Source organism: Candidatus Kaiserbacteria bacterium (assembly GCA_016699245.1).
Taxonomy (GTDB): domain Bacteria; phylum Patescibacteriota; class Minisyncoccia; order Phycocordibacterales; family UBA918; genus Damh-18.
In genome coordinates this window covers 269114-282527 of record CP064968.1, presented here as the reverse complement: position 1 = coordinate 282527, position 13414 = coordinate 269114, and the positions used below count along the sequence as shown (strand labels likewise).

The window sequence follows — 13414 nt, the reverse complement described above, 5'->3', positions numbered from 1 at the left end:
GCGCCATCCTTTCAATAGACACTACACCAAGTGTCTGTGATACATTGCAAAAAATACTCAAAGAACTTCGTGAACGTGATGATGTTGATGAAATTATATTTACAAAAGGTGGTGATAGATTTGCATACGAGATTCCAGAGCGCGCTATTCTTGAAAAATATGGTGTTCAAATTGTCGATGGTCTCGGCGCAAAGACTCACAATAGTTCATCATATGTTCAAAATATCGCCAACAAAGCAGATGAGGCAGACATAACCAAAAAGATTGCAGAAATGCCTGCTGAGTATCGCGAGGAAGAGTACATTGAAGTCGGCGCACGACCATGGGGAGTGTATTACGTACTCGAGGACAAGCCACAGTTCAAGGTAAAAAAGATTATTGTAAACCCTGGTGCACGACTAAGTCTTCAGAGTCATGAACACCGAAGTGAACATTGGGTGGTTGTTTCGGGAGTAGCGAGTGTAGAAATTCGTGAAAAGCAGGATCCATCACACATCGGACACCGAATCATTCGAGAGAATGAAAGTTGTTTTGTCCCAAAAGACCACATCCACCGCCTCTCAAATGCTCATACCGACCCCCTCGTCATTATTGAAGTGCAGTCAGGTAAATATACTGGAGAGGATGATATCAAGCGGTACGAGGATGACTACAAGCGCTCATAAATTAACAAATTATGTCTACCACAAGAGTATTTCTATTTTTCTAATTCGTATTCACTCATAAAAATGAGTCACTATGAGTCGGAATTGTAGGGTTGCCAAATTTCGGAAAATCTAAAAGCCCCACTGAAGAAAGATTCTTCAGTGGGGTAGGGCAGGGCGGAGTGCGACAGTGACTACAGCACATTGACTTTAGATAGACACGCCTTGACTACTAAGCGACCTGTCTCATCATCGTCAACTATTTGATTGTATGAACCGGAATAGCCTTTCACAATGATGTAGTCACTGGACAAGGATTGAAACAGGCCTCCAACAGTACTCCAATGATGCTGTATGGAAACAATAGCACCACCGCCGAAGTCAACTGAACCATGGTGCCCACTACCTTTCACAACCCACTGAGCTTTTCTTTCGAGAGGTAAGCCAAATAGTGGCGAGATGATCGAACAGTTAATGCTGATTGGAGCACCAGCAACTTTGTTGGAGATGACAGTAAAATTTTCCTCTACCATCACTGACGAGTTACCGGAGAAAATCAAAAATAAGACAACGGCTCCGCAGCCAGCAACTGAGCCAATAGCAGTGCCAATGGCTACCGCTAAGCACGATTTTAATGCGCTCATGAAAATAACTCCTTAGAATGTTGCTACTCAATTCCGCTGACACCATGCCAGATGAACTCAGTAACCTATATGAAGAACAGCAAATTTATTATGTCATAGATACTTTACATGTCAAGCAATTTTTGTAAGGATCATAGTGTTGATGACATCATTTCTTTGAAAAGACTTGAAAATCTGGTACTCTAGGCACTATTATATACAGTAGGGAATCTTTGTCTTCTAATTTGCTTCAAAAATAAAATATTATGTCGTTATCAGTCGGAATTGTTGGGTTACCAAATGTCGGAAAATCGACACTTTTTAATGCACTTACTAAAAACGCCGTCCCCGCAGAAAACTATCCATTCTGTACTATTGATCCATCAGTGGGTGTGGTGGCGGTGCCCGACCATCGGCTTGAGACACTCTCTAAAATTTCTAGTTCACAGAAAATTATTCCGGCGATTATTGAATTTGTAGATATTGCGGGTCTTGTAAAAGGTGCGTCTTCAGGGGAAGGGCTTGGGAACAAATTCCTTGCCAATATTCGCGAGACCGACATGATTGCGGAAGTAGTACGAATCTTTGAAGATCAGGACATCATCCATGTAAATGGCGCAGTGGACCCCATGAGCGACATTGAAGTGATTAATCTCGAACTCGTGATGGCGGACACCGAGACGGTCTCTAAGCGTTTAGGAAATGTGGAAAAGGATGCGCGACGTGGAGACAAAGATGCGCAAAAGGAGAAGGATGTGCTTGAAAGACTCATTAGGCATCTTGAAGCAGGGCAACTTGCACGCTCATTTGATTTTGCTGATGGGGAAGCACAGGCTATTCAACACCTCCACCTCCTCACCATGAAGCATATACTCTATGTGCTCAATAAAATGCATGGCGCATACAACTTTGATGAGACCAATGATGATAGGTGGACAGAACTCATGGACTTTATGGAAAGCACCGGCTCGGAGTATGTGCTCATTGACGCGGGTGTAGAGCATGAATTGAAGGATTTGGAAGAAGATGAAAAGACAGAATTTAGACGCGAGTATGCGACCCTTGATTCTGGAATCGACTCACTCATTCGCGCGTGCTATCACCGTCTCGGGCTCATGTCGTATTTCACCACAGGAGAAAAGGAGACGCATGCGTGGACCGTACGTCATGGTGCCACGGGCCCTGGAGGCAGGTGCGGCTATTCATACTGATTTTAAAACACGATACATACGCGCACAGGTAGTGGCCTTTGAAGACCTCGTCACCTGTGGTTCTCTCGCGAAAGCACGCGAGCAGGGCAAACTCCGTACCGAAGGAAAGGAGTACATCGTGAAGGATGGTGATGTAATTGAGTTCATGATTGGGTAATAAAAAACCACGGGATTAACTGGTTAATCTTGCGGGTTCGTTCTCTCGCCAATACTAGAACCCATCATCCAGTGTCCCGTGGTAGCCATTTGCCCAAAGCAAAAGTGCGGCTAACACTTTTTTAGGTAGGTAGAAATATAGTAACACTTTAAAGATTTATTTCAAATTAACTATGTGGTTGGTATACATGATTCGCTGTAGCGATGGGTCACTCTATACGGGAGCGACGACTGATGTGGAGCGTCGCTTTAAAGAGCACAAAGAGGGGAAGGTAGGGGCGAAGTATACGAAGGCTAAAATTCCCATAAGTGTGGTGTATGTGGAGTCCTGTGCCTCGCGGAGCGAGGCACAGGTGCGCGAACATCAACTCAAGAAACTAAAAAAAGAAGAAAAAGAAACACTCGTGAAATCACAGGGAGCAAGAAAGAAAAAGAAATCACAGGGAGCAAGAAAGAAAAAGAAATGAGGAGTATACTTATACACAGGAACAATGTGAAAGGAGGTGCATGATGTATAACGTATACGATGTTGGCTTAATGGCTGAATTTGTATTAAACGAAGAACAACTGCTTGAGTATCAAAACCTTATTGAGGAGAAAAAGTACCTTGCGGCAAGAATATATGTAGCGGGCGGTTTAGAAAAATATGTTCTTGAGAATGTCATCGAACGGTCATTTGCTCTGTGGTTCTATACCGTCATAGACATCCCAAGGGAAATGATTCTAAAGATGCGCGCAAGGCAGCACAAAGGAGGGGTTTCATAAAATATCTGCATGCAAATGCAGATATTTTCTTTAAAATTTGACTAAATGCAGAAAATGACGTATTTTATAGGGAATAACGCGCCTTTGCTGGCGCATTTTATTTTCATGAGCAAAGAAACACGAAACATAGCGATTATCGCACACGTAGACCATGGCAAAACTACGCTCACTGACGCTATCATGCGCCAGACTGGTGCCGTGACCGACACCACGGTAACCATGGACTCCAACTCACTTGAGCAGGAGCGCGGTATTACCATATATGCAAAGAATGCATCTATTGAGTACAAGGGTACCAAAATTAACATTGTGGATACCCCAGGTCACGCTGACTTTGGTTCTGAGGTAGAGCGCGTACTTCGCTCTATTGACTCAGTACTTCTCGTGGTAGACGCGCAGGAAGGCCCTATGCCGCAGACTCGTTTCGTGCTCAAGAAATCTCTCGAACTCGGCCTCAAGCCTATAGTCATTATCAATAAAATTGATAAGCCTGCTGCAGACCCACACAAAGCAGAGGAACAAGTGCTCGAACTCTTCCTTGAACTCGGTGCGAATGACGAGCAAGCCAACTTTACTACCGTATACGCTATTGGCCGACAGGGAATTGCAAAGCGCAAGCTTGATGATGAATCTACAGACCTTTCACCACTTCTCGATACTATTATAGAAAAAGTTGAACCAGCAAAAGGATACTCTGAGGGTGAGGTACTCCGTGCACAGGTCTTCAACCTCGGGTACGACAACTTCCTTGGACGTCTCGCTATTGCCCGTATTTACGAAGGTGAAATCAAGAGTAGTCAAAACGTTTTTATTCTCCACAACGGCCAAGCGCCTCGAAGAGGAAAAGTGACAAAGCTTTTTACATTCAAAGGCATTGAACGTGTAGAATCGGATATCGCGTATGCTGGAGATATCGTGATACTTGCTGGTTTCCCTGATATCAATATTGGAGAAACATTGAGCGATATAGAAGCGGCACAGCCACTTGATGCTATTGCAGTAGATCAACCAACCATTGCACTTGATTTTGTGGTTAACAACTCACCATTTGCTGGACGTGAAGGAAAGTATGTCACCACACGTCAGATTCGTGGACGACTTGAAAAGGAACTTGAAATAAATGTTGGGCTCAAAGTAGATTTTGAGGGAAGTGGCGACTCATGCAAGGTGTATGGTCGTGGTGAAATGCACATTTCGATTCTTCTCGAAAACATGCGCCGCGAGGGATACGAACTTCAAGTATCACAACCACAGGCTATTATCGAGGAACGTGAAGATGGTAAGTATGAGCCATTTGAAGAAGTGACGGTTGATATCCCGAGTGAGTATCAGGGGGCAGTGATTGAAAAGCTCGGTCGTCGTGCATTCATCATGCAGGACATGATTATGCATGAAAACCAAGTACGACTTATTCTCGAAGGCCCAACACGTGGACTCCTTGGATACAAAGGACAATTCATTATTGATACACGCGGAGAGGGAATTCTTTGTTCACGAGTGATTGGTTTCCGCCCCTATGCAGGTGAAATTAAAAAGCGTCAGGCTGGCTCGATGGTTTCTATGGCTGCAGGAAAGGCACTCGGCTTCTCACTCTGGAACTTGCAGGATCGTGGACAACTTTATATTGGCCCTTCAGTAGAAGTGTACGAAGGTATGGTGATTGGTAATACCTCAAAAGGCGAAGAAATGATGGTAAATCCAACAAAGGGCAAGCAACTTTCAAATGTTCGCTCTTCGGGTACCGACGAAGCACTTACTCTCGTCCCCCACAGAGAACTCTCGATTGAACTCGGCCTTGAAATTATGTCTGATGATGAATATCTCGAAGTGACACCGAAGTCAACTCGTTTGCGTAAACAGGTTTTGAGGGAAACAGAACGAGTAAAATCTCGACGTTAGATAAAACTACAAAAATTCGCACCCCGTGCTAATTTTTGTTTAGGAACGGACGACGCAGGACACTGTCCGTGTACAATTTTCTTTTTTTCTATGACTTGCTATACTATTTGTCATGAAAATAACTTATGTATATGGAATCCTTGTGGTTGCACTCTTGGTAGGACTTGTGTTTGTTCGCAACAATACTGAACCAAAAGAAGCCCCTGTAACTGCCGAGGCAGTATCAATCTATGATTCTTTTGCACAGTGTATCACTGATGCAGGAGCAAAGTTTTATGGCACATACTGGTGTCCACATTGCAAAGATCAAAAAGCACTTTTTAAAAACTCAAAGAAGTTGCCGTATATAGAGTGTTCAACTCCAAATGGTCAAGGACAATTACCCGTGTGTACTGATGCAAAGATCACTGGATATCCGACATGGGTTTTTACAGACGGCTCGCGACTTTCTGGACAACAGACATTTGAAACACTTGCAGAAAAAACGAATTGCGCAGTACCACAGCAATAAAAAAATCCCCGCAGCTGCGGGGATTTTTTAACTCATCTGATTCGGAGGAATCACATTTTGTACAGGACTGACGACATTAGGGTTCCATTCAGATTTAATCTCACCATGCGCTTTTTCAAATTGTGAAATTTCGTGCGTCAGGTACTGCTGCAAACGTTTTGTATGTCCGGGAGTGAGTGAAAAAATTGACGATTGTGAGCCAGAGCTAAGTCCAATAACAAAATACTCTGGGGTGAAGCCAACCTTAATGCTTTCACAAAACAATTTTGGCGCCTTCTGCATATCTTCTGATTTCATATATGTGGGGGATTAGGTTGAGAGTATAACATATCCTTGATTCTGTCTGGGTGTAGTCTTCTACAAGTATTAACCTCAAATTCTCACCCGGACCACCTTACCGTATACGTAACACCTGTTACGTATACGGTAAGTGTAAAAATGACTTCAGTTACTAACAAAGAACCCCCGGTCCTACACTTTTGAGTGTTGGGTTCTTTACTAGTCTGTCGCGCTTAGCGACATAAAAAATGCATCGGCGGTGGCCGATTCCTATGCTAGCAAAGAACCCTGGTCATACTCTTTCAGAGTGTGGTTCTTTACTAGTCCGTCGCGCTTAGCGACATAAAAATAGCATCGGCGGTGGCCGATTCCTATGCTAGCAAAGAACCCCTGGTCCAACTCCTCCGGAGTTGGGTTCTTTACTTTTCCCAAAATAAGCACACAATTTATATATTATGGAAAACACAGCTAAAAATTTTGCCCTTCAATTGGGCTCACTCGTCTCTTTATACGTAACTATCGTTGGTCTTATCATGCTCATGTTCAGTGTTATTACTGCACATTATCCAGACGCTGCACAGGGTTATTGGGAGGTAGAGAGCGCTGCTTCGACACTCCGTTTTAGTATTGCAATGCTCATCGTCTTTTTCCCGGTGTATCTGGTACTCACACGACTGGTGAACATCATCCGTCGAAATGAACATGGTACATACCTCATGCTTACCAAGTGGCTCATCTATCTTTCACTTCTCGTGGGGGGTGCAGCAATTTTGGGTGACCTTGTAAGTGTTATCAATGGATTCCTTAATGGTGAACTCACCATTCGCTTTGCCCTCAAAGCACTTTCTTTCTTTGTGGTGGTTACTACCGCATTTGTGTACTACCTTTTTGACGCAAAGGGATATTGGCAGGCTCACGAGCGTGAGTCTGTATGGTATGGTGCTGGTGCAACGGTGATTGTAATTGGAGCACTGGTACTTGGTTTTATGAATACGCAGACTCCAAATCAAGTGCGTGAGTATCGTCTCGATTCGACACAGACAAGTGATCTTTCGCTGATACAGTCAAATATTGAATCGTTTTACAGTACTGACAACACACTCCCCCAAACTCTTACTGAAGCCTTCCAGGGTATCGAGATCCCTGTAGCCCCTGAAGGAAGAACAGCATACGAATACCGCGTCACTGGTCCCACAACATATGAACTTTGTGCCACCTTTGCAAACGAATCAACTAAAGCAGAGCAACAGCAATTTGCACAGCCTATGTATGTGGATGACTCATACATAAAAGGAAACATGAATTGGACTCACGGAGCAGGTGAATGGTGTTTTGAACGCAAAGTGGCACCGCTCGATACGAAACCCCTGATGTAATAACTGGACATATTCCGTTTTAACGGCATAATGAAACAAATTAACAGTTGCTTGTTTTGTGTATGCATAAAAAGTTCAATCACGAGGAAATAGAACAGAAGTGGCAGAAATCCTGGAAAGAATCTGGGATATACAACCTCGGTGCACGCGACACAAACAAAGAAAAAGAGTATGTACTCGTCGAATGGCCGTATCCATCGGGCAATCTTCATGTTGGGCACTGGTTTGCTTTTGCGGTGGTAGACATCTACGTTCGTGCGAGACGCATGCAGGGAAAGCAAGTGCTTTTCCCAATTGGTTTTGATGCGTTTGGACTTCCTGCTGAAAATGCTGCTATTAAAAACAAACTTGACCCAAAAGCATGGACTGAATCCAATATCGCATACATGAAGAAGCAACTCGAGAGCATGGGTAATGCGTTTTCATGGGACGTTTCTGTAAGTTCTACTGACCCAGAATACTTCAAGATGACGCAGTGGATGTTTACACAGTTTTTTGAAAAGGGAATTGCGTATCGCGGTAAGGGTGTGGTGAATTGGTGTCCTGCATGCAATACCGTGATTGCAAACGAGCAAGTCACAAGTAGCAACACCTGTGAGCGTTGCGGCAACACCATTATAAAAAAAGACATGACGCAGTGGATGCTCAAAATTACTGATTATGCTGATAGACTCATCGATGATCTTGATACGCTTGCGTGGCCCGAACCCATTAAGGAAGCACAACGACAGTGGATTGGGCGTTCAAAGGGTGCCAAAATCCCTTTCACTCTCTCTACCGGAGACACACTCGATATCTTTACCACGCGCCCTGACACGCTCTACGGTGCCACCTACGTGGTCTTAGCACCCGAGCACGACCTTGTCCTCAAGAACAAAGAAGTCATCCAAAACTGGGCAGAAGTAGAGGCGTATATAAAAGAAGCATCGCAGAAGGATGAAATGCTTCGTACAAAAGTAGAAAAGGAGAAGACGGGCGTGTGCCTCACAGGCATCACCACCACTAATCCCGCTACGGGCAAAAGTATCCCTGTATTCATTGCTGACTATGTGCTCAAAGGCTACGGCACCGGTGCCATTATGGCAGTACCCGCACACGACGAGAGAGACTTTGCCTTTGCAAAGAAATTTACACTTCCTATTGTGCAGGTAATAAAAGGTAATGAAGAACTTCCATTTACTCTTTCGGATACACTGATCAACTCTGGAGAATTTACGGGCATGGACTCGGAAGAGGCTAAGGGTGCTATTACTCTGAAAGTTGGTGGGGAACTTACGAATACTTATCGCCTTCGTGATTGGTCTATTGGTCGACAGCGCTATTGGGGGGTACCAATTCCTATTGTGTATGACAAAGAAGGTACACCACACCCGATTCCTAAGGAACACCTACCATGGCACCTACCCACCGATGTCGACTTCACCCCCACGGGCGAACCGCCACTTGCGAAAAGTGTTGAACTTCGTGAACGCGTGACACGTATCTTTGGTGAAGGTTGGACTCCTGAAGTCGAGACTATGGATACGTTTGTAGACTCTTCGTGGTACTTTTTGCGCTATCTCGATACTCAGAATGCTGAAGTCCCCGCATCTCTTGAAGCACAAAAAACCTGGATGCCAGTCGATGTGTACTTTGGTGGTTCTGAGCACACCACGATGCACGTGCTCTATTCACGCTTCTGGCAAAAGGCACTCTTTGACCTTGATCTTGTGACCTCACCTGAGCCGTACAAGATGCGCATCAATCGTGGACTTGTCCTCGGTCCCGACGGCAACAAGATGAGTAAGTCAAAAGGCAACGTGGTCGACCCCGATGAACAAGTTAAAATTCTTGGTGCTGACACGGTGAAGATGTATCTTGCCTTCATGGGTCCGTATGGCGAACTCGCCAACTATCCCTGGGACATGGGAGGCATTGCGGGGCTTCGTCGATTCCTCGAGCGTGTGTATGGCCTTGCTGAGCATGTGCGTGAGACTGAATCACATGAGACAACATCCCTACTTCACAAGACGATTGAAAAAGTGTCGGCTGATATAGCAGTATATAAGTTCAATACTGCTATCAGTGCACTCATGATTTTCATCAATCATGCCGAAAAATTAGGTTTGACCAAGAATTCATATTTACTCTTTCTTCGGTTACTTGCCCCATTTGCACCACACATTACTGAAGAATTGTGGTATGAAGCGGGGAATAGTGGTTCTATCCACATGTCTAACTGGCCTGCCTCAAACCCTACATATTTAATCGAAAGTAGTGTTACTTTGAGTGTTCAAATCAATGGAAAGATGCGCGGAACCATCATTATCCCCATAGATTCGGCGGAATCCGAGGTACTTGCCGTGCTTAAAGCAGATGAAACTCTCGCATCAAAATTGCCCGCAAACATAACTCGAGTGGTATATATCCAAAACAAAATTATTAATCTGATAGGAGAGGCTTGACTCAATCCCTTTATCGTGATAAAAATAGGAACACATTTTTGAGCAAAAAACCAATAATTAGACCATACCATGATATCATTTAAACCAAAGCAAGTAACAAAAAAGCTTCTTTCAGTGCTCCCCGAGCGCGCTCGTGATGTACTTGAAAAACGATATGGTCTCGTGAATAGTGCTGAAACATGCACTCTTGAGTCTATTGGTCAGACATACAATATTACCCGCGAACGTGTGCGTCAGATTGAAAACTATGGTATTCAATCTATCCAGAAGTCACCTGTATATAAAGAATTTCAGGAAGTATTTGATGAGTTACAAACTGCACTCCATGCTCTTGGTGGAGTCATTAATGAACAAGAGCTTCTCACTGAACTTTCAAAAGATCAGTCACTTCGTAATCATATTTACTTTCTTCTCGTGATTGGCGACCCTTTCAAAAGAATCAAGGAAAACAATGCCTTTTCGCACCGTTGGTATGTTGAAAAAAAGATTTCTGACACGGTAGAAGGAGCACTGGTGAGTATCTTCAATTCCCTTGAAGAGGACGAACTTATTGCTGAAGATGAAATCATTGCTCGCCTTAAGGAACATCTTGGAGAAATTGAAGAGCAATATCGTGATGAAAAAATTCTCAAGCGATGGCTCTCAATATCAAAGCAAATCGACCGCAATCCACTCGGTGAATGGGGACATGCAACGAGTCCCAATGTACGTGCAAAGGGAATTCGTGACTATGCATACCTCGCGGTAAAGCGCCATGGATCACCGATGCACTTTAAGGAAGTTGCTGATGCTATCAAGGAACTCTTCAATAAAAGCGCACACGTTGCAACAACACACAACGAACTCATAAAGGACCGTCGTTTTGTGCTCGTCGGGCGAGGACTCTACGCACTCTCAGAGTGGGGATACTCTACCGGTGTTGTAAAAGATGTGCTTCGTGACATTCTCACCACACATGGTCCACTTACTCGTGAAGAGATCATTGATAAGGTGCGTAAAGAGCGTTACGTAAAAGACAACACCATTATCGTTAATCTTCAAGATACGACACTCTTCAAGAAACTCCCTGACGGCAACTACATCCTCACTGAATAATCTCATACACAGAATCCCCCATGAAGACGCAGTCTTCATGGGGGATTTACTGTACAATAATGTACATGATTGGCTTAATTGAAGGTCCGGTAAACACACTAGAAAAATTTGGTGCAAATGCTGCATGGCTTTTGGTGGGCATAGGACTTCTTGTCGCAATAGTTGTGTTTCAAAAACTCGATATTAATTCAAATATCGTGTACGAAATGATGGTGGTCTCATTTCCTATCTGGCTTCCAATTATTACCTTTGGACTCTTGTTTGAGTATTGGCTGTACTTCGTGCAGAAGAAATTTGATGTTGCACAGGGACGGGTAACTCTTGAAATCAAATTACCACAAGAAATCTTTAAATCACCTGAAGCAATGGAGCTTGTGCTTATGCAAATGTATCAATCTGCCGCTCCCGACAACCATGTGCAAACATACTGGGACGGCAAGCATCCGCCACGCTATGGGCTAGAGCTCGTATCTCGTGCTGGTGACGTACGTTTTTACATCAGTACCCCTAAAAAGAAATTTAAAAATATTGTTGAGACTCAGTTATATGCACAGCATCCTGGCATCGAAGTACACGAACTCGATATTGATTACACTGCTGAAATTCCATGGGATCCATCACGTTTTTCATATTTTTCTGTTCACTTCGGTCCAAAAAAAGCTGACGCATATCCTATAAAGACATACGTGGAATATGGTCTTCAAAATATGCCCAAAGAGGAAGAGAAAATTGACCCTATCACTTCAATGCTTGAGGCACTCGGTAGTATGGGCCCTGGCGAGCATATGTGGGTACAGATACTTATAGATGCAAACAGAGAAATGACTTTAAAAGAAGGTTCATTAGGTCTTGCACCGGATTGGAAAGGTCCCGCGCGTGCAGAAATGAAAAGCATCATCGACAAAGCAGTAAAAGAACGTGGGGATGAAGAGAAGAAAGGCAATGTCATGATGCTTCTCACTGACACAGAAAAAGACACCTTGAAAGCTATTGAGCGCAGTCTCAGTAAGAGTGCATTCAATGTCGCCATCCGCGGGATGTATATTGCAAAAAATGAAAACTTCAACCCCGGTGAACGACTCGGGACGCTCATCACCGCATGGCGTTCATACGACGACCTGAATCGCAATTCCATTGGTGTTAAGTGGCGTACTGACTTTGACTGGAATTGGTGGCAAGATCCTTCTGGAAGAAAGAAGGATGCACTCAAGAAACAGGAACTTGATGAATACAAAAGACGTACGTACACAAATCATAATAAGAATGACAAGACGAAAGTAATGACCACCGAAGAACTTGCAACTATGTTTCATATTCCTGGAAAGGTTGCTTCAACACCAACACTCGCTCGTATTCCTTCAAAACGTGCAGAACCACCTTCAAACTTGCCTATTGGTTAATGTATGGATTTTAAGGAATACTACACAGAGCGCAAGCGTCGTCGATTGTCTACACACATCTTTCTATCCACCGCATTTCTTGTACTTGCATTCGCTGGACTATCCTTTGGATATCGTTTCTACAATACGCCGCCGCACACATTTCCTCTTCTGACTGACATCGTCATTGATGAAGGACTTACGGTGAGTGCAATAACAGAAAAACTCAAAGCACAAAATGTCGTGCGATCTTCTCTGTATCTCTATATGATACTGCTCTATGAGTATAAGGAAGTCTATGTACAAGCAGGAACGTATTCATTTGAGATGCCCCTTTCTACTCGTGAAGTGGCTGAGGCAATCACATCAGGGGAACATCGCTCACCACTCGTGAGCATCACACTTCCTGAGGGATTCAAAGCGAGTGATATAGACACGTATCTCGCTGATGCTTTAGGCACCCTCGATACTGCGCTGTTTCTCCCGTACGAAGGGTACCTTTTCCCAGACACGTATTTTATTTCTACGAGCACTACGCTAGACGAACTCAGACTACTCCTTACAAATACAAGTGCGTCACGGCTGAGTGCATACACGGAAGCAATCACTGCGTCTGGATTCACCGAAAATGAGGTTATTATTCTTGCCTCTATTATCGAACGTGAGGCAAAGGACAATGTTTCAAAGCGTATGGTCTCCGGTATTTTACAAAATAGACTTGCTGCAGAAATGCCACTTCAAGTAGACGCAGTTTTTAACTACATTTTAGGAAAGACTAGTAGTGAACTCACGCTCGATGATTTAGCAATTGAATCCCCATACAACACCTATACCAACACCGGCCTCCCACCAACACCGATTGCAAATCCCGGAATTGAGTCAATTGAAGCCGTTCTATACCCAGAAAAATCAGACTATCTGTATTACCTCACCGCACCAGATGGCACATTCCATTATGCTAAAACCTTTGAAGAACACAAGATCAATAAGGCTCGCTATCTGCGATAGTATTTTGAGATTCACTATGCTATT

Annotated in this window: 12 protein-coding genes and 1 pseudogene; 11 read left to right on the top strand and 2 right to left on the bottom strand. The window is 43.9% G+C overall.

The genetic code is table 11. The annotated features are described in order from the left end of the window. The first annotated feature begins 14 nt into the window (after positions 1-14). Entirely contained in the window at positions 15-665 is a 651-nt protein-coding gene (locus IPH92_01340; GenBank protein QQR65441.1) for a phosphomannose isomerase type II C-terminal cupin domain, read from the top strand. 173 nt (positions 666-838) lie between these two features. Here IPH92_01340 and IPH92_01335 read toward each other — a convergent pair whose 3' ends face one another. Further along, complete coding sequence (locus IPH92_01335) at positions 839-1288, bottom strand: hypothetical protein (GenBank protein ID QQR65209.1); 450 nt, start codon at positions 1286-1288, stop codon at positions 839-841. A 245-nt stretch (positions 1289-1533) separates the two neighbouring features. On the opposite strand from IPH92_01335, the pseudogene ychF reads away from it, so the two are divergent. The 5 genes and pseudogenes from ychF to IPH92_01310 all read left to right on the top strand — a co-directional run bounded on the left by ychF (position 1534) and on the right by IPH92_01310 (position 5809). Then, positions 1534-2635, top strand: a pseudogene (gene ychF / locus IPH92_01330) (redox-regulated ATPase YchF). A 172-nt stretch (positions 2636-2807) separates the two neighbouring features. Then, a complete protein-coding gene (locus tag IPH92_01325; GenBank protein QQR65208.1) occupies positions 2808-3101 on the top strand; it encodes a GIY-YIG nuclease family protein in 294 nt (97 codons plus the stop codon). A 40-nt stretch (positions 3102-3141) separates the two neighbouring features. Then, on the top strand, positions 3142-3399 hold the full coding sequence (locus IPH92_01320; protein ID QQR65207.1) for a hypothetical protein: 258 nt from the start codon (positions 3142-3144) through the stop codon (positions 3397-3399). 105 nt (positions 3400-3504) lie between these two features. Beyond that, the gene (gene typA, locus IPH92_01315; protein ID QQR65206.1) at positions 3505-5298 is read left to right on the top strand and encodes a translational GTPase TypA; all 1794 of its coding nucleotides are present in this window, start codon (positions 3505-3507) and stop codon (positions 5296-5298) included. A gap of 112 nt (positions 5299-5410) precedes the next feature. Continuing rightward, the gene (locus IPH92_01310) at positions 5411-5809 is read left to right on the top strand and encodes a hypothetical protein (GenBank protein QQR65205.1); all 399 of its coding nucleotides are present in this window, start codon (positions 5411-5413) and stop codon (positions 5807-5809) included. 27 nt (positions 5810-5836) lie between these two features. Here IPH92_01310 and IPH92_01305 read toward each other — a convergent pair whose 3' ends face one another. Beyond that, complete coding sequence (locus IPH92_01305) at positions 5837-6106, bottom strand: hypothetical protein (GenBank protein QQR65204.1); 270 nt, start codon at positions 6104-6106, stop codon at positions 5837-5839. A gap of 437 nt (positions 6107-6543) precedes the next feature. On the opposite strand from IPH92_01305, the gene IPH92_01300 reads away from it, so the two are divergent. From IPH92_01300 to mltG, 5 genes are all read left to right on the top strand, one after another. Further along, complete coding sequence (locus IPH92_01300) at positions 6544-7464, top strand: hypothetical protein (protein QQR65203.1); 921 nt, start codon at positions 6544-6546, stop codon at positions 7462-7464. 62 nt (positions 7465-7526) lie between these two features. Then, positions 7527-9908, top strand: a complete 2382-nt coding sequence (locus IPH92_01295; GenBank protein ID QQR65202.1) for a leucine--tRNA ligase — start codon at positions 7527-7529, stop codon at positions 9906-9908. 69 nt (positions 9909-9977) lie between these two features. Continuing rightward, positions 9978-11003 carry a hypothetical protein gene (locus IPH92_01290; protein ID QQR65201.1) on the top strand — a complete coding sequence of 342 codons (1026 nt, stop codon included), beginning with the start codon at positions 9978-9980 and terminating at the stop codon, positions 11001-11003. Between the two features lie 65 nt (positions 11004-11068). Beyond that, on the top strand, positions 11069-12403 hold the full coding sequence (locus tag IPH92_01285; GenBank protein QQR65200.1) for a hypothetical protein: 1335 nt from the start codon (positions 11069-11071) through the stop codon (positions 12401-12403). 3 nt (positions 12404-12406) lie between these two features. Continuing rightward, positions 12407-13390 carry an endolytic transglycosylase MltG gene (mltG, locus tag IPH92_01280; protein ID QQR65199.1) on the top strand — a complete coding sequence of 328 codons (984 nt, stop codon included), beginning with the start codon at positions 12407-12409 and terminating at the stop codon, positions 13388-13390. Positions 13391-13414: the final 24 nt, after the last annotated feature.